Annotated in this window: 24 protein-coding genes and 1 other annotated feature; of the genes, 23 read left to right on the top strand and 1 reads right to left on the bottom strand. The window is 38.1% G+C overall.

The window, feature by feature from the left end; all coding sequences use genetic code 11:
• Positions 1–14 precede the first annotated feature (14 nt).
• The 5 genes from dnaJ to deoC all read left to right on the top strand — a co-directional run bounded on the left by dnaJ (position 15) and on the right by deoC (position 5,079).
• Positions 15–1,142, top strand: a complete 1,128-nt coding sequence (gene dnaJ, locus BANA01_RS01625) for a molecular chaperone DnaJ (protein ID WP_063251347.1) — start codon at positions 15–17, stop codon at positions 1,140–1,142.
• Positions 1,143–1,159: 17 nt separating this feature from the next.
• Positions 1,160–2,101, top strand: a complete 942-nt coding sequence (gene prmA, locus BANA01_RS01620) for a 50S ribosomal protein L11 methyltransferase (RefSeq protein ID WP_063251346.1) — start codon at positions 1,160–1,162, stop codon at positions 2,099–2,101.
• Between the two features lie 104 nt (positions 2,102–2,205).
• The gene (locus BANA01_RS01615) at positions 2,206–2,958 is read left to right on the top strand and encodes a 16S rRNA (uracil(1498)-N(3))-methyltransferase (protein ID WP_063251345.1); all 753 of its coding nucleotides are present in this window, start codon (positions 2,206–2,208) and stop codon (positions 2,956–2,958) included.
• A gap of 5 nt (positions 2,959–2,963) precedes the next feature.
• Positions 2,964–4,319 (top strand): tRNA (N(6)-L-threonylcarbamoyladenosine(37)-C(2))-methylthiotransferase MtaB, encoded by a 1,356-nt coding sequence (gene mtaB / locus BANA01_RS01610; RefSeq protein WP_063251344.1) that lies wholly within the window; start codon positions 2,964–2,966, stop codon positions 4,317–4,319.
• 85 nt (positions 4,320–4,404) lie between these two features.
• Entirely contained in the window at positions 4,405–5,079 is a 675-nt protein-coding gene (deoC, locus tag BANA01_RS01605; protein ID WP_063251343.1) for a deoxyribose-phosphate aldolase, read from the top strand.
• 354 nt (positions 5,080–5,433) lie between these two features.
• On the opposite strand, the gene BANA01_RS01600 is transcribed toward deoC, so the two are convergent.
• A complete protein-coding gene (locus tag BANA01_RS01600; protein WP_063251342.1) occupies positions 5,434–6,366 on the bottom strand; it encodes a Na/Pi symporter in 933 nt (310 codons plus the stop codon).
• 212 nt (positions 6,367–6,578) lie between these two features.
• On the opposite strand from BANA01_RS01600, the gene rpsU reads away from it, so the two are divergent.
• The 18 genes from rpsU (at position 6,579) to BANA01_RS01515 (ending at position 20,975) form a co-directional block, all read left to right on the top strand.
• A complete protein-coding gene (rpsU, locus tag BANA01_RS01595; RefSeq protein ID WP_007087607.1) occupies positions 6,579–6,752 on the top strand; it encodes a 30S ribosomal protein S21 in 174 nt (57 codons plus the stop codon).
• A gap of 15 nt (positions 6,753–6,767) precedes the next feature.
• On the top strand, positions 6,768–7,214 hold the full coding sequence (locus tag BANA01_RS01590) for a GatB/YqeY domain-containing protein (protein WP_063251341.1): 447 nt from the start codon (positions 6,768–6,770) through the stop codon (positions 7,212–7,214).
• 118 nt (positions 7,215–7,332) lie between these two features.
• Positions 7,333–7,965, top strand: coding sequence for an NfeD family protein (locus BANA01_RS01585; RefSeq protein ID WP_063251340.1), 633 nt, complete (start codon positions 7,333–7,335; stop codon positions 7,963–7,965).
• Between the two features lie 54 nt (positions 7,966–8,019).
• Positions 8,020–8,985: a flotillin-like protein FloA gene (floA, locus tag BANA01_RS01580; protein WP_411834222.1), complete on the top strand. Its 966-nt coding sequence runs from the start codon at positions 8,020–8,022 to the stop codon at positions 8,983–8,985.
• A 14-nt stretch (positions 8,986–8,999) separates the two neighbouring features.
• The gene (locus BANA01_RS01575) at positions 9,000–9,419 is read left to right on the top strand and encodes a hypothetical protein (RefSeq protein WP_063251338.1); all 420 of its coding nucleotides are present in this window, start codon (positions 9,000–9,002) and stop codon (positions 9,417–9,419) included.
• A gap of 94 nt (positions 9,420–9,513) precedes the next feature.
• Positions 9,514–9,816 carry a sporulation protein YqfC gene (gene yqfC / locus BANA01_RS01570; protein WP_063251337.1) on the top strand — a complete coding sequence of 101 codons (303 nt, stop codon included), beginning with the start codon at positions 9,514–9,516 and terminating at the stop codon, positions 9,814–9,816.
• On the top strand, positions 9,813–11,006 hold the full coding sequence (gene yqfD / locus BANA01_RS01565) for a sporulation protein YqfD (protein ID WP_063251336.1): 1,194 nt from the start codon (positions 9,813–9,815) through the stop codon (positions 11,004–11,006). Before yqfC ends, yqfD begins: the two co-directional genes overlap by 4 nt.
• Positions 11,003–11,971 (top strand): PhoH family protein, encoded by a 969-nt coding sequence (locus BANA01_RS01560; protein WP_063251335.1) that lies wholly within the window; start codon positions 11,003–11,005, stop codon positions 11,969–11,971. The genes yqfD and BANA01_RS01560 overlap by 4 nt, the downstream gene beginning before the upstream one ends.
• A gap of 188 nt (positions 11,972–12,159) precedes the next feature.
• Positions 12,160–14,328, top strand: coding sequence for an HD family phosphohydrolase (locus BANA01_RS01555; RefSeq protein WP_063251334.1), 2,169 nt, complete (start codon positions 12,160–12,162; stop codon positions 14,326–14,328).
• Complete coding sequence (gene ybeY, locus BANA01_RS01550) at positions 14,325–14,798, top strand: rRNA maturation RNase YbeY (protein WP_063251333.1); 474 nt, start codon at positions 14,325–14,327, stop codon at positions 14,796–14,798. The genes BANA01_RS01555 and ybeY overlap by 4 nt, the downstream gene beginning before the upstream one ends.
• A complete protein-coding gene (locus BANA01_RS01545; protein ID WP_063251332.1) occupies positions 14,776–15,159 on the top strand; it encodes a diacylglycerol kinase family protein in 384 nt (127 codons plus the stop codon). Before ybeY ends, BANA01_RS01545 begins: the two co-directional genes overlap by 23 nt.
• 179 nt (positions 15,160–15,338) lie before the next feature.
• Entirely contained in the window at positions 15,339–15,740 is a 402-nt protein-coding gene (locus tag BANA01_RS01540; RefSeq protein WP_063251331.1) for a cytidine deaminase, read from the top strand.
• Positions 15,730–16,647 (top strand): GTPase Era, encoded by a 918-nt coding sequence (gene era, locus BANA01_RS01535; RefSeq protein WP_157411697.1) that lies wholly within the window; start codon positions 15,730–15,732, stop codon positions 16,645–16,647. The genes BANA01_RS01540 and era overlap by 11 nt, the downstream gene beginning before the upstream one ends.
• Positions 16,648–16,808: 161 nt before the next feature.
• On the top strand, positions 16,809–16,952 hold the full coding sequence (locus BANA01_RS28940; RefSeq protein WP_075686228.1) for a YqzL family protein: 144 nt from the start codon (positions 16,809–16,811) through the stop codon (positions 16,950–16,952).
• Positions 16,953–16,982: 30 nt separating this feature from the next.
• Complete coding sequence (gene recO, locus BANA01_RS01530; protein ID WP_034675040.1) at positions 16,983–17,735, top strand: DNA repair protein RecO; 753 nt, start codon at positions 16,983–16,985, stop codon at positions 17,733–17,735.
• A gap of 53 nt (positions 17,736–17,788) precedes the next feature.
• Positions 17,789–17,969 (top strand) — a binding site (T-box leader).
• A 56-nt stretch (positions 17,970–18,025) separates the two neighbouring features.
• Positions 18,026–19,408 carry a glycine--tRNA ligase gene (locus BANA01_RS01525; protein WP_034675037.1) on the top strand — a complete coding sequence of 461 codons (1,383 nt, stop codon included), beginning with the start codon at positions 18,026–18,028 and terminating at the stop codon, positions 19,406–19,408.
• A gap of 55 nt (positions 19,409–19,463) precedes the next feature.
• Complete coding sequence (ccpN, locus tag BANA01_RS01520) at positions 19,464–20,099, top strand: transcriptional regulator CcpN (protein WP_169803634.1); 636 nt, start codon at positions 19,464–19,466, stop codon at positions 20,097–20,099.
• Positions 20,100–20,165: 66 nt separating this feature from the next.
• Positions 20,166–20,975 (top strand): pyruvate, water dikinase regulatory protein, encoded by an 810-nt coding sequence (locus BANA01_RS01515; RefSeq protein ID WP_034675036.1) that lies wholly within the window; start codon positions 20,166–20,168, stop codon positions 20,973–20,975.
• The last annotated feature ends 198 nt before the right edge of the window (positions 20,976–21,173 follow it).

The raw sequence follows: 21,173 nt of genomic DNA, 5'->3' as shown, positions 1-21,173 counted from the left end.
CGGGAGTGGTAATCATGAGTAAACGAGATTACTATGAGGTGCTTGGTGTTAGTAAAAGCGCTTCTAAGGATGAAATAAAAAAAGCATATCGGAAGCTCTCAAAACAATATCATCCAGATATTAACAAAGAGCCTGATGCTGCAGATAAATTTAAAGAAATCGCTGAAGCTTATGAGGTTCTAAGCGATGATCAGAAAAAGGCGCATTATGATCAATTTGGTCATACTGATCCAAATCAAGGCTTTGGCGGCGGCGGTGATTTCGGCGGTGGTTTCGGTGGCTTTGAAGATATATTTAATACCTTTTTTGGCGGCGGTGGTTCGCGCAGACGTGATCCAAATGCCCCAAGACAAGGTGCAGACCTGCAATATACAATGACTATTTCTTTTGAAGAAGCGGCTTTCGGAAAAGAAACAGATATTGAAATTCCTCGTGAAGAAACCTGTGGTACATGTGACGGTTCTGGTGCTAAAAAAGGAACAAAGCCAGAAACCTGTCAACACTGTCATGGAACAGGACAGTTAAATATAGAGCAAAATACACCATTTGGCAGAGTGGTTAATCGCCGTACTTGTCATCATTGTAACGGTACAGGTAAAGAGATTAAACATAAATGTTCAACCTGCGGCGGAACTGGTAAAGTGAAAAAGCGGAAGAAGATTCATGTTAAAATCCCTGCAGGTATTGATGATGGTCAACAATTAAGAATCTCAGGACAAGGTGAGGGCGGTATTAACGGAGGCCCTTCTGGAGATTTATATATTGTTTTCCACGTACGAGAACACGAGTTTTTTGAGAGAGATGGCGATGATGTTTATTGTGAAATGCCTATCACTTTTGTTCAAGCTTCGCTTGGGGATGATATTGAAGTCCCTACCTTACATGGTAAGGTAAAACTTAAGGTTCCAGCCGGAACTCAAACTGGAACGAAATTCCGACTTAAAGGAAAAGGGATTCCTAATGTTCGTGGTTATGGAGTAGGGGATCAGCATATAATCGTTCGCATTATTACTCCTACAAAATTAACGGATAAACAAAAGCAGCTTCTTCGTGAGTTTGCGGATCTTAGTGGAAACTCGCCAATAGGTGAACATGAAGAGGGCTTCTTCTCAAAAGTAAAACGAGCCTTTAAGGGCGAATAAGGATTGGAGTTGGTAGAATGAAATGGTCTGAACTTAGTATTCACACTACAAACGAGGCGATTGAACCAATATCGCATATTTTACATGAGGCCGGTGCTAGCGGTGTAGTTATTGAGGATCCTTTTGAACTAACGAAGGAGAGGCAAGATCAGTTCGGGGAAATCTACCAACTCAATCCTGATGATTACCCTGAGGAAGGAGTTATCGTTAAAGCATATCTTCCTGTTAACAGCTTCTTAGGTGAAACGGTAGACGCGATAAAAGATTCAATTAATAACCTTATTATTCACAATATTGATATTGGAATAAATAAAGTGACCATTAGTGAAGTGAACGAGGAAGAATGGGCGACAGCTTGGAAGAAATACTATCATCCTGTTAAAATTTCAGAGAGGTTTACGATCGTTCCTACTTGGGAGATATACACTCCAGTCAGCAGTGATGAACTAATCATTGAACTGGATCCTGGAATGGCATTCGGCACCGGAACACATCCAACGACTGTAATGTGTATCCAAGCTCTGGAAAGAACGGTTCAACCTGGTGACAGGGTAATAGATGTTGGAACTGGTTCAGGTGTGCTAAGTATTGCTGCAGCTATGCTCGGGGCAGAAGATGTACGTGCTTATGATTTAGATGAAGTTGCTGTAACATCAGCTCGGCTCAATATTAAGTTAAATAAAGTAAGTGATATAGTAACCACTTCACAAAATAATCTTTTAGATGGTGTCGAAGAGAGTTCAGCTGACGTGGTTGTTGCTAATATATTAGCTGAAGTTATTTTACGTTTTACAGATGATGTCGCTCGTGTTGTTAAACCTGGAGGAACGTTTATTGCCTCAGGTATTATCCAGCAGAAGAAAGATCAAGTAAAAGAAGGACTCATTCAGTCCGGATTTGAAATAACGGAGACCATCTTAATGGAAGATTGGGTTGCGATTATTGCTAAAAGGATATAATGCTTAAAAAAGGGGATAATGCCCCTTTTTTCTATTTGCCTGCTTTAAATGAAACCATGGTTGCAGTAAAATAAAGAGTAAAATGTTTTAGAGGGGTGCATCGTGTGCAACGCTACTTTGTTAAACAACGAGCAAATGAAAACAGTTTTGTGATTGATGGCGATGACCGTCATCATATAATTAAGGTAATGCGGATGGCGATCGGGGACAAAATCATTTGTGTTGATCCAAGTGGAAATACGGCAGTTTGTGAAATTGCAAAAATTACCGATGAACAAGTCGTTGCAGACGTTGTACAATGGAAAGATGAGAAGTCGGAGCTTCCTATTTCAATTACGATTGCAAGCGGACTTCCAAAAGGGGACAAACTTGAATGGATTATTCAAAAAGGTACTGAACTTGGTGCCCATGAATTTATTCCTTTTGCCGCACGTCGTTCTATCGTAAAATGGGATGAAAAAAAAGCCGGCAAAAAAGTAGAGAGATGGCAAAAAATTGCCAAAGAAGCTGCGGAACAATCCCATCGTGGAATTGTACCTGAGATAATAAGTCCGATGAATTTTAAAGCTCTGATAGAGAAGAGCAGAAATTTTCATTATAAATTAGTTGCTTTCGAAGAAGAAAGCAGAATTGGCGAAACGTCTGTTTTCTCAGCAACATTACAAAACATGAAACCAAGGGAATCACTGCTATTAGTTTTTGGTCCTGAGGGTGGACTTGCAGAAGAAGAAGTCAATACTTTACAGGAAAATGGTTTTGCCCTATGCGGATTAGGTCCGCGTATTTTAAGAACGGAAACTGCGCCTCTATATGCTCTATCGGCGATTTCCTACCATTTTGAATTAATGAGGAGATGAATACAATGCCAACAGTCGCTTTTCATACACTTGGATGTAAGGTGAATCATTATGAGACTGAAGCAATCTGGCAATTGTTCAAGCAAGAAGGCTACGAACGAGTTGATTATGAATCCATTTCGGATGTCTATATTATTAATACTTGTACGGTAACAAATACTGGTGACAAAAAAAGCCGCCAAGTGATTCGACGTGCTGTCCGGAAAAATCCTGACGCCGTCATTTGTGTTACAGGATGTTATGCTCAAACATCACCTGCTGAAATTATGGCTATACCTGGTGTGGATATCGTAGTTGGAACCCAGGACCGCGTGAAAATGCTTGAATACATTGAACAGTATAAAACAGAACGCCAGCCAATAAATGGTGTAGGCAATATTATGAAAAATCGTGTTTATGAAGAGCTTGATGTTCCTGCATTTACGGATCGTACACGTGCTTCGTTGAAAATTCAAGAGGGTTGTAACAATTTCTGTACTTTCTGTATTATCCCTTGGGCACGCGGGTTAATGAGATCACGAGATCCGAAGGAAGTTATTCGCCAAGCACAGCAGCTTGTTGACGCCGGTTATAAAGAAATTGTATTAACCGGGATACACACAGGCGGCTACGGTGAGGACATGAAGGATTACAACCTAGCCTTACTGCTTCGTGATTTAGAAGCCCAAGTTAAAGGAATTGCTAGACTTAGGATTTCTTCTATTGAAGCAAGTCAAATTACCGATGAAGTGATTGAAGTAATCAAACATTCAAATATCATCGTCCGTCATTTGCATATCCCAATCCAGTCAGGATCTAATACTGTGTTAAAAAGAATGCGCCGTAAGTATACAATGGAATTCTTCGGTGAAAGATTAGACCGTCTTAAAGAAGTACTCCCTGGACTTGCTGTTACATCTGACGTTATTGTTGGCTTTCCTGGTGAAACAGAAGAGGAATTTATGGAAACATACAATTTTATTAATGAACATAAATTTTCTGAACTCCATGTTTTCCCTTATTCCAAACGCACAGGAACACCTGCCGCACGGATGGAAGACCAAGTTGACGAAGAGGTTAAAAATGAACGTGTTCACCGGTTGATTACGCTCTCTGATCAGTTGGCAAAAGAATATGCTTCGCATTTTGAAAATGATGTCTTAGAAATAATCCCAGAAGAAGAATTTAGCGATGGGTTATATGTAGGGTATACGGATAATTATCTAAAAGTGGTTTTCCCTGCCACCGAAGAAATGATTGGTAAACTTGTTAAAGTGAAAATTACAAAAGCTGGTTATCCATACAATGAAGGACAATTTGTCAGAATTGTTGAAGACGATATTAAAGCAGAAGTATTTACAAAAGAAGAAGCTGCGATTTAAGGACCTGTTTGGTCCTTTTTTTATTGGGATTTGGGTACTCTAATGTTAGGATCAAATTTATTATTGAAAAGGGGCATATAAAAAAATGGCTACTACCAATATTGCTGCAATGATTGACCATACCTTATTAAAAGCAGACGCAACCCGCCAGCAAATTGAAACTCTTTGCCAAGAGGCAATAGAACATGAATTTTTTTCAGTTTGTGTAAATCCAACCTGGGTAAGCACTGCTAGAGAATTGCTTAGTGGAAGCGGAGTTAAGGTATGCACGGTTATTGGTTTTCCTTTGGGAGCAACCACTTCGGAAACAAAAGCGTTTGAAACAAACAACGCGATAGAAAACGGTGCTGACGAAGTTGATATGGTCATCAACATCGGTGCTTTGAAGGATAAAAATGACGACTTAGTTGAAAAAGATATTCGTGCTGTTGTTGAAGCTGCAAAAGGTAAAGCCTTAACAAAGGTAATTATCGAAACAAGCTTACTTACAAGGGAAGAAAAGATTCGTGCCTGTCAGCTTGCTGTAAAGGCTGGTACTGATTTTGTAAAAACATCAACAGGTTTCTCAACTGGCGGTGCAACAGTGGAGGATATTAAGCTTATGAGAGAAACAGTTGGACCTGATATTGGAGTTAAAGCTTCGGGCGGAGTTCGAAATACTGAAGATACTGAAAAGATGATACAGGCTGGAGCAACTAGAATTGGAGCAAGTGCAGGAGTCGCAATTCTACAAGGATTAACAGCCACCACTGACTACTAAAAAAGACGGCCAAGGCCGTCTTCAGATTGTAGAGAAAGTGAATTTGCAATTTGAGGACAGATTGTAGCTCTGCCCTCAGGATATTCCTCAATCCAGGGTCTTGAGGACAAAACGGAAGTTCTGCCAGCGGGATTTGTCCTCAATCCAGGGTCTTGAGGACAAAGTGTCAGAAGGATTTGTCCTCAATTCAGGGTCTTAACGACAAAACATAAGCTCTGTCAGGGGGATTCGTCCTCAATCCAGGATCTTGAGGAAAAATCGTACGCACACCATCTATATAAGAAAACCGCAACGCAAAAAGTGGCTGTCGAGGACTTTTCCGACAGCCTGAAGACGGCCAAGGCCGTCTTTTATTTATTTACTTGTTTTGCCACCATGGATTTTCAAAATCATTTCACCAAATTTTGTTGCAAATGGTAAAACCATAATGGATGAAACCACATTAAAAATAACACTTATGTGTGCTAACTGAATCATTTTCTCATCCGCTAATACATGGGCATTTTCAGACAAATATGGAATAAAGGGAGTAAAAATTAGAACACCCGCCACATTGAGCCAAACATGTGCAAATGCCGCCAATCTTGATTCTTTCCCGCCCCCAATTGAAGCAATTAGTGCTGTAATGCATGTCCCAATATTTGCCCCAAATACAATCGCGATCCCAGCATCAAGGTGAAGAAGACCTGCAGTTAAAAAACCCATGGTGATACCTGTCATAGCTGTACTTGATTGAATAATTGCGGTAATAAATGCTCCAGTTAAAATACTTAGTAAGATATTGTCGTTAATAGAGAGGATATAATTATTGATAAATGGGAGTGCAGTTAAGGGGTGAGCAAGAAGCTCAAATCCTTTCATTGCTGTAAACACGGAGGCGATTCCAAAGGTGACCATTCCGATACTTCTAATTTTAATTGGTTTAAAAAAGGTAAGAAATGCTCCAATAATAGCCAAAGGTACTAAAACTTTATCAAGATTAAAAGTTATCAGTTCAGTTTTAAATGTGGTTCCGATATTTGTGCCTAAAATAATCCCGATGGATTGAGGAAAAGTCATGATCTTTGTTGAAATCAATCCAATGGTGATAACCATTACTGCAGAACTGCTCTGTAATAATGCAGTAACAAACGTCCCAGTCACCATACCTTTTAACGGTGTACTTGTAAGTTTCGTTAACCAACCTTTTAGTTTATTACCTGATAGGTTAAATAATCCAAACCTTATTATGGTCATGCCAAATATAAATAATAAGATAAATAAAATAAATAATAGTATGTATAGCATGTCTTCTCCCCCTCCATAAATTGTATGCCTTTGGGAAAAGGACATGCCAGATTTATAGTGGTTGTTCAAAAAATTGTGGATAAATGAATAAAAATATCAAAAGCTTGTTTCAACTCTAGAAATACAGTTGACCTTGTTTCTATGATATATTATAATTGCAAGGTACATGGATTGAATGTAAGTGTGTTGTGTTTCGGAGGGAGGGAAAGAGAATGTCTAAAACCGTCGTTCGTAAAAACGAATCGCTTGAAGATGCTCTTCGTCGCTTCAAACGTACAGTATCAAAAACTGGTACTTTGCAAGAGGCAAGAAAGCGCGAATTCTACGAAAAGCCAAGTGTAAAGCGTAAGAAAAAGTCTGAAGCAGCAAGAAAACGTAAGTTCTAAGAGAGGGTGTAATTTATGAGTCTTCTCGAGCGTTTAAACAATGACATGAAACAAGCGATGAAAAATAAGGAAAAAGACAAACTCACAACAATTCGGATGGTAAAAGCTTCATTGCAAAATGAAGCGATTAAGCTTGGTACAAAAGAGCTTTCCGCCGATGATGAGTTAACGATCCTTTCTCGCGAAGTAAAGCAACGCAAAGAATCCCTCCATGAATTTGATAAAGCAGGTCGTCAAGACCTTGTTGATAAATTGCGTGCAGAGTTGGCTATTGTCGAACTGTATTTACCGAAGCAGCTTTCCGAAGAAGAGTTGTCAGAAATTGTTCAAGAAACAATCTCTGAAGTCGGTGCAAAATCAAAAGCGGATATGGGAAAAGTGATGGCTGCGATTATGCCTAAAGTAAAAGGTAAAGCAGACGGTTCACTTGTAAATAAATTTGTACAACAACACCTTTCATAATTATTCTGACAACCAAAGCCGCAAGCGTTAGCTTGCGGTTTTTCATTGTTTTTGGATAATTTGAAACTTATTTGGATATAAAACGTATACATAGTGTCGACAAGAAGGGAGGGTCATTATGGTTGAGTTCCTAACAAATCCAATCGTTGTAACACTGCTATTAACCATTGCAGGAACGGCAATTGTCTATGAGTTGTTTTCGTCAAAGTTTGGAATATCAGGATTCATAGGTTTATTTGCACTACTACTTTTCTTTTATGGACATTTTCAAGCTGGTCTTGCTGGGTTTGGAACAATTCTGTTATTTGCAGTAGGAATCATGCTCATTTTCTTAGAATTTTTTCTTCCGGGAGCCATTTCGGGCACACTAGGATTGGCAGCATTAATAGCAAGTCTGTTTATAGCAGGAGAAAATCCATTGAATATGGGAATCTCCATTTTCATTGCAATTTGTATTTCCATTGCAGTCCTATTTATTATGATAAAGGTCTTAGGCAGAAAATTGGTTTTGTTTAATCGAATGATTTTATTTGATACAGCTAAAAAAGAAGATGGCTATGTTTCTAACGTAAATCGTACAGATTTATTAGGAAAAGAAGGGATTGCGTTAACTGTATTAAGACCATCTGGAACAGCGGTTTTTAATAATGAAAGAATCGATGTTGTGAGTGAAGGTGACTTCATCGATCAAAATGCAAAAATTACTGTGATAAAGGTTGAGGGAGTACGTATCGTAGTCAGGAAAGTATAATGAATTACTAACAAGGAGGTAAGCGCTATGGAATTAACGAGTGGAAGTTTATTTATGATTGGTATTATCGTTGTTGCGTTAATTTTTCTAGGAATATTATTATCATTTGTTCCGGTAATGCTATGGGTATCTGCCCTTGCTGCAGGGGTTCGTATCAGTATTTTTACATTAGTAGGGATGAGACTTAGACGGGTTACACCAAGCCGAGTTGTAAATCCCCTAATTAAGGCACACAAGGCAGGTCTAAATGTAACAACAAATCAGCTTGAAAGTCATTACTTAGCGGGTGGTAATGTTGATAGAGTGGTAAATGCCTTAATTGCTGCCCATCGTGCGAATATTGAGCTAACATTTGAACGCTGTGCTGCAATCGATTTGGCAGGGCGTGATGTATTAGAAGCGGTACAAATGAGTGTTAATCCTAAAGTCATTGAGACACCTTTTATTGCTGGTGTTGCCATGAATGGTATTGAAGTAAAAGCAAAAGCGAGAATTACCGTTCGTGCTAATATCGACCGTCTAGTCGGAGGTGCCGGTGAGGATACTGTTGTAGCTCGTGTAGGCGAAGGGGTTATTTCGACGATTGGTTCCTCAGCCGACCACAGCAAAGTACTCGAGAACCCAGAATTGATTTCCCAAACAGTCTTGGCCAAAGGTTTAGACGCAGGTACAGCTTTTGAAATTCTGTCGATTGACATTGCTGATATTGATTTAGGAAGGAACATCGGTGCTGAACTGCAGACAGAGCAAGCAGAAGCCGATAAGAAAATAGCCCAGGCAAAAGCTGAAGAGCGGAGGGCTATGGCTGTTGCTACTGAGCAGGAAATGAAGGCAAGAGTAGAAGAAATGAGAGCAAAGGTTGTAGAGGCAGAGGCGAAAGTGCCACTGGCAATGTCAGAAGCATTAAAATCAGGTAATATTAGTGTTATGGAATATATGAATTATAAAAATATCTCTGCTGATACAGATATGCGCGGATCTATCGGCAAGATGACTGGTGATAAAAAAGACGACCGGTAAAAGGAGGTCGGGGCATGGAAACAATATTATTTTTAATTATCGCCGGTATTCTCTCCTCAATCTTTGGCAGAGCAAAGGGCAATAATAGTCCGGGTAGAAGAAAACCTTTTACAGCAAAGGGTTTTGATGATTTTCGTACAAAGGTTGAACAACACATGGAGAACACCTCCACAAAAACAAGACAAATCTCGACTGGGCAGCCAGTGGCGCAGAAATTGCAAAATACAGTGGAAAACGTTCAACTGATGAATTCTGTTCCACCAAGGATGCCAGAAAAACTAGTTAAGCCGCATGAATCAACAAGGATAGAAGTTGAAACAGATGGTGCAGCATTAGAAAAACCAGATGAAAAAACCATCATTAATGGGATTATTTGGGCAGAAATCCTTGGTGAACCGCGAGCTAAAAAACCTTACATTCCAAGAAAAGGCTAAATTAATTTTTCCTAATCCGAAGCATTAAAAGAAAAAGAAGTGCTAGAACCCCCTTTCATTTCATAAATATGAGATGAAAGGGGGTTCTTTTTTTATGGCAAAAAAATGGGGCCTGCGTGTCCGAAACTGGATGGCACAAAAAATGGATCTTCCTCAAGATGTCATGATGGATTTGCCCCGAATCACAATGATTGGGCAAATCCATATTTACATCGAGAATCATAGAGGGTTAATTACCTTTACTGATAAAGAATTGCGTCTGTTGTTAAAGCAGGGTCAATTACAAATTAAAGGGAAGTCATTCGTGATAAAAACCATATTACCTGAAGAAATTTTGCTAGAAGGAAAAATTGATCAGGTTATTTATATAAATGATAATCCAGGAGGAACCAAATGAAAAACCAATGGATCGAATTCATATCTGGCAAGGTAACCGTTAAAGTAACAGGAAGAGGCATAGAAAGATTCTTAAATGTCTTAATCAGGAACGGTCTCATTGTATGGAATGTAAAACGACACGGGACTGAAACGATAACCTTTACAATGAGATTGCAGGACGCATTAAAAATTAGACGTTATGCAAGAGAAAGAGAATGCTCAATTACATTTTTAAAAAGGGCAGGTATGCCTTTTTTATTTAAACGGCTATTGAAAAATAGCGGTTTTGTAGGGGGGGCTCTTCTCTTTTTATTAATTATTATGTTTTTATCAAATGTCATTTGGGGTATTGAAATAAAAGGAGCAAAACCGGCCACAGAGTATCAGATTCGAAAAGAATTGGACAAGATGGGAGTAAAGATTGGTAAAGTCCAATTTTTTGTGGATAACGTAGAAGGAATTCAACGGAAATTGACTAATAATGTTGGTAACCTTACCTGGGTTGGTGTGGAATTAAAGGGGACAACCTACCATCTTCAAGTGGTTGAGAAGAAAGAACCTGAAAAGCCAGAACAACTGGCACCAAGAAATCTAGTTGCAAAAAAGAAAGCTGTTATTGATTCCATGTATATTGAAACAGGACAAAAAATGGTTGATATACATGACCATGTAGAGCAGGGGCAGCTGCTAGTATCAGGTGTGATTGGAAGGGAAGGTCAAACCGAGCAAGTTGCAGCCGTTGGAGAAGTTTGGGGGGAAACTTGGTATAGAAGCCATGTTGAATTACCGTTAGAAACGAAATTCTTTGTCTTCAATGGCCAGGAAAAGCAAAAGTTTTCATTCGTCTTAGGTAATCTAGAAATTCCTATTTGGGGATTTGGCGAACCAGAATTCAAGGAATATGAAACGGAAAAAAATGTGAATAAAATCCATTTCCTAAAATGGGAGCTGCCTATCTCAATTGGAAATGAAACATTACGAGCACGTGAAGAGACTATCCGGACCTATACGGAAAAAGAAGCCGAAAAAAATGCACTTGAATTAGCAAAAGATAAAATAAAAAATGGTTTGGATGAAGAAGCTATCATTAAAGACCAAAAAATTTTACACAAAGAGTTGAAAAATGGTAAAGTTATCCTAGATATCCATTTTAAGATAATCGAAAATATAGCGGTTGGACAACCAATACCTAAGGAGACTACTGAATGACAGTTAACTTAAAAACAATAAATGTACAACTTGAAAATCCAACAGAAGCGATAGCTCTCTTAGGCAACGCAGATACAAATTTAAAAATAATTGAAGAAGAACTACAAGTATCCATCGTCACGCGCGGTGAGTCAGTCAGCTTGTCTGGTGATGAGGAAAGAGTAGTACTTGCCAGTCAAATTCTTGATAAGCTTATTTTTGTCATTAGAAAAGGTGTAACAATCAGCCAGAGGGATGTTTTGTCAGCCATCCAAATGGCGCAAAAAGGTACACTGGATTACTTTGATAATCTCTATGACGAGGAAATTGCCAAGAATGTAAAAGGAAAGAGTATACGAATCAAAACGCTTGGGCAAAGACAATATATTATGGCAATAAGACAACATGACCTTGTATTTGGGATTGGTCCCGCAGGAACAGGAAAAACGTATTTAGCCGTAGTTATGGCTGTCAATGCGTTGAAAAATGGGCAAGTTAATAAGATTATTCTAACTCGTCCTGCGGTAGAGGCGGGAGAAAGTCTTGGATTTTTACCAGGTGACTTGAAAGAAAAGGTTGACCCGTATTTACGTCCCTTATATGACGCTTTAAATGACGTTCTTGGGGCTGAACATACTCAAAGATTAATTGAGCGTGGTACAATTGAAATTGCTCCGCTAGCCTATATGAGGGGCCGGACATTAGACGATGCCTTTGTCATATTAGATGAAGCACAAAATACTACACATGCTCAAATGAAGATGTTTTTAACACGGCTCGGTTTTGGTTCGAAAATGGTTATTACAGGTGACCAAACACAAATAGATTTACCAAAAGGGGCAAAGTCAGGACTAATCGCTGCCGAGAACATCTTGTTGGGGGTTAATGGAATATCCTTTGTTTTCTTAGAACAAAGTGATGTGGTTCGTCATCCGTTAGTAGGCAGAATCATTGAGGCTTATGAAAAAAAACCACAGCAAAATTAAAGTATTGAATGAAGGGATAAACCTGCCTAGGGGTTTATCCTTTTTGCCATCTAATCATAACAATTGGCATGTAAAAAGTAGGCTTTCTTTTATTAGAAGATGAAACTTCAGGGAAAAACTGTTATCATTTTACATAAAGCGGATTACATACTTGATTAGGGTTATTTAGGTGCTTTGGAGGGAGTTCGTTGAAAAAAATACAGCAATACTTAATTCAAATAAAAAAGCTTCTAGATTATACCTTCTTCAGAGTGTTAGTTTTTGTGATTTTAGGAGTTGTCTTATTTATCTCTATGTATGGAAATGTGAAGCCGGAAAAACTTGATATAAGTCTTTTAACGGTAGCAGATAAAACCATTCGCTCCCCGGCAACGGTCGAAGATAAAATCAGTACAGAAAAAAAACGTCAAGAGGCATTGGATCAAGTCCAGGACGTCTACACACTGAAAAAGGAATATTCTACGAATCAAGTAGATTTAATTACTTCGATATTTGACTCGGCTTCAGATGTAAATGACGAAATAGAGGATGAAACAAAAAAACAAAATGTCCTCGACGGAGACCCTTTAGATGTCTTTGAACCAACCGTTGAAGAAGAAATGACCATGTTAAAGGGAAAATTAACAGATCGGGTAACCAAGGATCTTTCAGAGCGTGTTTTTACTGCACTGGTACAAGCTAGCAATGATGAATTATCCATTGCAAAAGATTTAACGGTAACGGCTATTAATAATGTCATGAATAAACGAATTTCTGCGGATGATGTAGAAAATGCAAAAAAAAGTTTAGAAGAAGAATTAAAATTTACGACCTTAAATGGTGACTTAAAAAATGCAGCGATTGAATTAGGAAGATATGCTGTTATTCAGAATGAATTTTATGACCCGGAGGCAACTGAAGAGTTGCGTAAGCAAGCTGCGGAATCAGTAGAACCTGTAAAAATCCTGCAAGGGCAAATTATTATCGAAGAGGGGAAATTAATTCGTCAGGAAGAATTTCGCCAGCTAGAACTAGTGGGTCTGTTAGATAATAAACAATCGTATAAACCGTTTATTGGTTTACTGATTCTTATTTCGATTATCCTGACCTCGGTTTACTTTTACTTCTACCAGTTGAAGGAAAATCCAGAAAAGAGACAGACCAATCTTCTCTTGTTTGGGATTGTTTTTATTTTGACGTTTTTTATATTGAAAATTATCAGTATGCTGCAAATCTTTAACTATTCCGGGATAGGTTACTTATTCCCTGCCGCAATGGGCGGAATGCTTATTAAGATATTAATTGAAGAGAAATTAGCGATTCTATCCTCTATCATCTTTTCGATTTTTGGCAGTATTTTATTTAATGAAGGAGTCTCCGGAACACTGAATTTTTCAGTAGGGATTTATATATTGTTTAGTGCACTTGCAGGTGTGCTCTTTTTAAGCGGGCAGAATCAGCGCTCTAAAATCTTACAGGCTGGATCTTTTGCAGCTGCTATAAATCTATTCACTATTTGGGCACTAATGTTTTTGCCGAATGGACAATTTTCTGGATTAGAATATGGGTATTATATTTTAACAGCCATTTTTTCAGGAATTGGTTCAGCTGTCCTGACAATGGGGCTATTACCACTTTTGGAGACTAGCTTTGGTATACTCTCAACAATGAAGTTGATCGAGCTTTCTAATCCAAATCATCCATTACTGCGAAAAATATTGATGGAAGCACCTGGAACCTATCACCATAGTGTTATGGTTGCTAACCTAGCAGATGCAGCCTGCGAAGCGATAGGAGCAAATGGTTTACTAGCAAGGGTAGGCTGTTATTATCATGATGTCGGTAAAACAAAACGGCCCAACTTTTTCATAGAAAATCAAATGCACCTTGACAATCCGCATGATCGTCTGCCGCCAGATAAAAGTGCTAATATCATTATTTCACACGTGACAGATGGGTCTGCAATATTAAAAAAATACAATATGCCAAAGGAAATCATTCATATTGCTGAACAACATCATGGTACGACACTTTTGAAGTTTTTTTACCATAAGGCGCTGCAAGGCCAAGAAAATGTTAATGAAGAGGATTATCGTTACCCTGGTCCAAAACCACAGACAAAAGAATCTGCTATTGTAGGTATTGCCGATAGTGTGGAAGCTGCGGTTAGATCTATGAACCAGCCTACACCGGAAACAATCGAGTCGCTTGTTAAGAAAATCGTCTCCGACCGTCTCCAAGATGGGCAATTAAATGAATGTGATTTAACCTTAAAAGAATTAGAAACGGTATCCCACTCTTTTTGTGAAACATTAAAGGGGATTTTCCACTCTAGAATTGAATATCCAGAAATGACAAAGAAGGTGGCTGAAGTATGAATAAGTTGATGATTGATTTAGTAGATGAAACGAATCAACTGTCAGATGAGCAAATGCAAGACATCGAAACACTATTGAATTTTGCAGCTGATAAAGAAAATGTCGAGGACAATAGTGAGGTATCCGTTACATTTGTATCAAATGAAAGAATTCACGAAATTAACCGTGAATATAGAGAAAAGGATGCGCCTACGGACGTGATTTCATTTGCAATGGAAGAGCTGGGTGAAGGTGAAATTGAATTAATAGGGGAGGAGCTTCCTCGTGTCTTAGGAGATATCATCATTTCCATTCCAAAGGCAGAAGAGCAGGCCAAGGAATATGGACATTCATTTATTCGAGAACTTGGATTTTTATCTGTTCACGGTTTCCTGCATCTTCTGGGCTACGATCATATGGAAAAGGAAGAGGAAGAAAAAATGTTCTCTCGACAAAAGGAAATATTAGATGAGTATGGACTCACGAGATAAGCATGTTCATTTATGGAAATCTTTTTCTTTCGCCATAACTGGAATTAAGACAGCCCTTTGGTCTGAGAGAAATATGCGCATCCATTTATTTGTGTCTTTTATCGTAATTGGGTGTTCCGTTTTCTTTTCAATTAGTAAACTGGAGTGGTTATTTGTTATTGTAGCAATAGGCGGAATCTTATCATTAGAATTAATCAACACTGCTATCGAGCGTGTAGTCGACTTAGTGACCGAGGACTACCACCCGCTTGCTAAACAAGCTAAAGACTTAGCGGCCGGAGCGGTTTTTATTTATGCTATTACTGCGGTTGTAATTGGAAGTATTATCTTTTTACCATATATTTTTAGATGGTTAATTTGAAAAGGAATTACGAATTCGGTAGAATAACTTATCAGCTTTGTGCGATATAGGTAAATTAGTTGACTTTTATGAAAATTCAAATTTTTATATTACTTTTTCGCTACAAATGATGATTTTGTGAAATTTTTAGGGTAAAATAAAGAAAGCGGCAGATTATTGCTGGAAGGGAAGAATGAACTTTGAACATCGAGAAATTAATCGAAGAATCAAAGAAAGCAAGAGAAAAAGCTTATGTTCCTTATTCTAAATTTGGTGTAGGAGCAGCATTATTAACAACAGATGGAAAAATATATCATGGCTGTAACATTGAAAATGCCGCTTATAGCATGTGCAATTGCGCTGAACGTACTGCATTATTTAAGGCTTATTCTGAAGGTGATCGAAACTTTACAATGCTTGCAGTTGTTGCTGATACTGATCGACCTTGCTCGCCATGCGGGGCATGCCGGCAAGTAATCTCGGAGCTCTGTCACAAAGACATGAAAGTCGTTTTAACTAACCTTAAAGGTGACGTTTTAGAACTAACAGTAGCTGAGTTACTTCCAGGTGCCTTTTCTCCGGAGGATTTACATGCTGAGTAATGTTGATAAAGGTTATAAATCCGGTTTCATTTCAATTATTGGGCGCCCCAATGTAGGAAAGTCTACCTTTTTAAATCGAGTAATAGGTCAGAAGATTGCAATTATGAGCGATAAACCTCAAACTACTCGTAATAAAATTCAGGGTGTATTGACCTTAGATGATACCCAAATGGTGTTTATTGACACACCAGGGATTCATAAGCCAAAGCATAAACTCGGCGACTTTATGATGAAAGTTGCGCAAAATACACTAAAAGAAGTTGATTTAATTCTATTTATGGTAAATGCTGAGGAAGGTTTTGGTCGTGGCGAGGAATTTATACTCGAAAAATTCCAAACCATCAACACACCTATTTTCCTTGTTATAAATAAAATTGACCAAATGCACCCGGATGAATTACTGCCATTAATTGAATCATATAAAGAAAAGTATTCCTTTAAAGAAATTATTCCCATTTCAGCACTCGAGGGAAATAATGTCGAACGACTGTTAGAACAAATTAAAGCCTATTTACCTGAAGGACCTCAGTATTATCCGGCGGATCAGGTAACCGATCACCCAGAAAGATTTATTATCACCGAGCTAATTAGAGAGAAAGCGCTGCACTTAACACGTGAAGAAATCCCTCATTCTCTTGCTGTTGTCCTAGATAAAATGGAACGGCAGAAGGGAAAGGATATAATCCATGTGATGGCAACTGTCATTGTCGAGAGGGATTCTCAAAAAGGGATTATTATTGGGAAACAAGGAAGTATGCTCAAAGAAATTGGGAAACGAGCCCGTGTGGACATTGAAAATCTTTTAGGCTCAAAAGTTTTCTTGGAGCTTTGGGTAAAAGTTCAAAAAGATTGGCGGAATAAAATGTCCCAGCTTCGCGATTTTGGTTTTAATGAAGACGAGTATTAATACCATACACCCTAATAAAAATATTAACATTCTTATAAAATTATGCATGGACAACATTAACAATATTTTCGTCTTATGATTTTTCCATAGGCAGGCTATGATAATTGTAAGGTTTGGGATTCTTAAAAAGGCTAGTTAAATCATGAAAGGTGGGGTTTTCGATGATGGATTTTACGTGGAAAGTATTCCTACAGACAGGCAATATTGACACTTATCTTCTCTTTAAAGAGCTCGAGAAGGAAAACCAAGAAATACCCGGAAATCAGAATGAAGATCTAGCGCAAATGGATTTTCCCGTTTCATAAGTTGTCTAATGTATCGGGATGGTGACAGCTATGCTTCAAAAGTGTGAAGGCATCGTCATTAGAACTACAGATTATGGTGAGACCAATAAAATTATAACTCTATTTACTAGGGAGTGGGGAAAGATCGGCGTTATGGCAAGAGGGGCAAAAAAGCCTAATAGCCGGCTTTCCTCCATTACCCAACTGTTTACCCACGGTTATTTTCTAGTACAAAGAGGTACTGGATTAGGCAGTGTACAACAGGGAGAAATGATTACCAGCTTTCGCGGTATTGGGGAAGATATATTCCTCACCGCCTATGCTAGTTATATCGTTGAATTGACTGATAAATGTACGGATGATAAAAAACCAAACCCATATCATTTCGAACTTCTTTTTCAAACACTTAATTTTTTAAATGAAGGATACGATCCAGATATTCTTATGAATATTTATGAAATGAAAATGCTGAATGTGTTGGGATTACATCCTATTCTAAATCAATGTTCCGTTTGCGGCAGCACAGACGGACTTTTTTCTTTTTCCATTCGGGAAGGCGGGTTTATATGCCATCGTTGTATAGAAAAGGACCCATACCATTATAAATTATCGCCATCATCTGTAAAATTATTACGACTCTTTTATTATTTTGATCTTACGAGATTAGGAAACATTTCAGTAAAACAAGGGACAAAGGATGAGCTGAAACAGGTTATTACGGCTTACTACGAAGAGTATTCCGGCCTATATTTAAAAACAAAGAAATTTCTCCAGTCCATGGAAAAATTTCGAAATCAAATTTAGATTGACTTATTGACTTTTATTTTAGATTTCGTTATTATGTGTCTTAATAATAAATAGTTGCTATGATGGAAAAGAGTACTTAGCAATCTCTGTAAAAGCGAACCTAGGATGGTGTGAGCTAGGGTATAGGGACCTAAGGAAGGCGTTCTTGAGCAAATCATGTGTACAACACATAAAAGAGGCTGCTGTATTGCAGCAAATAGGGTGGAACCGCGGGTAACTCTCGTCCCTATGCTTATCTTAAGCATAGTGACGAGGGTTTTTTATTTTATTGAAGAGGAGTAATGAAAATGAAAGTATCAATGGAGCAGATTGTTTCTCACGCGAAACATAGAGGATTTATTTTTCCAGGTTCAGAAATTTACGGCGGTTTGGCAAATACGTGGGATTACGGTCCACTTGGAGTAGAGTTTAAAAACAATATTAAACAAGCATGGTGGAAGAAATTCGTTCAAGAATCACCATACAATGTTGGTTTGGACGCTAGTATTCTAATGAACCCAAGAACTTGGGAAGCTTCCGGTCATATCGGAAACTTTAACGATCCAATGATTGATTGTAAAAACTGTAAAGCACGACACCGTGCCGATAAGCTAATTGAAAATGCTCTTGATGAAAAGGGAGTAGAGATGATTGTTGATGGCCTGCCGTTTGATAAAATGGAAGAACTGGTAAAAGAACATAATATTGCTTGTCCTGATTGCGGCAGTCATGATTTTACCGGCATCCGTCAGTTCAACTTAATGTTTAAAACTTTCCAAGGGGTTACTGAGTCTAGTACGAATGAGATTTTCCTACGCCCTGAAACAGCACAAGGGATATTTGTTAACTTTAAAAATGTCCAGCGTACAATGAGAAAGAAATTACCTTTTGGTATTGCACAAATTGGAAAAAGCTTCCGTAATGAAATCACGCCTGGAAACTTTACCTTCCGTACGCGTGAATTTGAGCAAATGGAGCTTGAGTTCTTCTGTAAGCCTGGCGAAGAATTAACATGGTTTGATTATTGGAAGAATTTTGCTGAGCAGTGGCTTCATTCATTAGGCTTAAATAAGGAAAATTTAAGACTTCGAGACCATTCGGAAGATGAACTTTCGCATTATAGTAATGCAACAACCGATTTTGAATATAAATTCCCATTTGGCTGGGGAGAACTTTGGGGTGTAGCCTCAAGAACGGATTATGATTTAAAGCAGCATATGCAATTCTCTGGTGAGGACTTTAACTATATTGACCCAGAGACAAATGAAAGATATATACCATACTGTATCGAGCCTTCTCTTGGTGCGGACCGGGTAACATTAGCATTTTTAATTGATGCCTATGATGAAGAACAACTTGAAGATGGTACTTCAAGAACAGTTATGCATTTCCATCCTGCACTTGCACCATTTAAGGCAGCAGTTTTACCTTTGTCTAAAAAACTTTCTGAAGAAGCCAAAGAAGTGTTTCAAACTTTAGCCAAGCATTTCTCCGTTGACTATGATGAAGCAGGTTCAATTGGTAAACGTTACCGAAGACATGACGAGATTGGTACACCATTCTGTATCACATATGATTTTGATTCAAAAGAAGACAATATGGTAACAATCAGAGACCGTGACACCATGGAACAAACACGAGTACCACTTGCAGAATTAGTCACTTTCCTCCAAGAAAAGATAATGTTTTAGGTTTAAATTTTTCTGAGGGTGCGGTCCGTCCGCCCCTCTACATAATGGATTAAAAATGGTGGTGAGAAAAATAGAACTGACCAAACGCCAAGAACTTATCATTCAAATTGTGAAGGATAATGGACCAATAACGGGGGAAAACATTGCAGAACAGCTAAATTTGACACGAGCAACATTAAGGCCTGATTTATCCATTTTAACAATGGCTGGATATTTAGACGCAAGACCACGTGTAGGATATTTTTATACTGGTAAATCCGGAACTCAGCTTTTGACTGAAAACCTTCAAAAAATACGTGTAAGGGATTATAATTCAATCCCTATCTTAGTAAAGGAAAACGTTTCGGTATACGACGCAATTTGTACAATGTTCCTTGAGGATGTGGGGACATTATTTGTGGTAGACCAAAACTCCCTGCTAGTTGGTGTGTTATCAAGAAAGGACCTTCTAAGAGCAAGTATTGGCAAACAAGAGCTTACTGCACTACCAATCAACATCATTATGACCAGAATGCCAAATATTACAACGTGTGAAATGGATGATAATTTAATCGATGTTGCTAAATTACTAATTGATAAACAAATTGACGCTTTACCTATAGTTAGACCGTCAGAACAGGGATATGAAGTAATAGGGAGAATTACGAAGACAAATATTACGAAAGCATTCGTTGCCTTGGGTAATGGATAAGAATAGGACGTCCCAAAACCTGAATGAAATAATAATAGGATTTTCTAGAGGAGCTGTTGAGGAAGAATGATTAGTCCTGTCATATATGTAGTATCTGATTCGGTAGGGGAAACAGCTGAATTGGTTACAAAAGCGGCAATTAGCCAATTTAATGGGTCAGGAATGACATTGAAAAGATTCCCTTATGTTGAGGATAAGGAACATATTGATGAAGTAGTTTCACTTGTTACGATGGACCACGCTATGATTGCTTTTACTTTGGTAAAACCAGATATGCGTGCGTATATGAAGGAAAAGGCAGATGAAGCAGGGATTTATGCTGTAGATTTAATGGGTCCGATTATGGACCAAATCCAAATTTTCAGCGGGAAAACGCCACTGTGCGAACCAGGACTTGTAAGGAAACTAGATGAAGATTACTTTAAAAAAGTAGAAGCCATTGAGTTTGCTGTTAAATATGATGATGGACGCGACCCAAGAGGGATATTAAAAGCCGATATCGTCTTAATTGGAGTATCTAGAACATCAAAAACTCCGTTGTCCCAGTATTTAGCTTTGAAGCGTTTAAAAGTTGCGAATGTACCGTTAGTTCCTGAAGTTGACCCGCCTGATGAATTGTATAAGGTTCCTGCAGAGAAATGCTTTGGACTTAAAATCAGCCCTCAAAAACTTAATAATATTAGGCGTGAGCGGTTAATTTCATTAGGTCTAAATGATCAAGCCAGCTATGCAAATATTGAGCGAATTCGTGATGAATTAACCTTCTTTGAAAAGATAGTAAATAGAATTAATTGTCCAGTTATTGACGTAACCAATAAGGCAGTTGAAGAAACGGCAAATGTTATTCTAAATTACTTTCATAAAAGAAGAGCTTAACACATAATCTTAGATTATGTGTTTTTCATTTAAACCATAAAAAAACTATGGAAATGTATAAAAGAATGTACTATAATAAAAAATTGTGATAAAAATGAATCTTTTAGGTTTAGACTTGGCTGTATACGAATAAACTATTTATTGTTAGATGTCAAGGGAACCTACAGAAAAAAATTCGACATAAGCTTTTTGGGGCTG

This window comes from Neobacillus niacini NBRC 15566 (assembly GCF_001591505.1).
Lineage (GTDB): Bacteria > Bacillota > Bacilli > Bacillales > Cytobacillaceae > Neobacillus > Neobacillus niacini.
The sequence above is the reverse complement of the archived record's forward strand: the minus strand, read 5'-3'. Positions and strand labels throughout refer to the sequence as shown.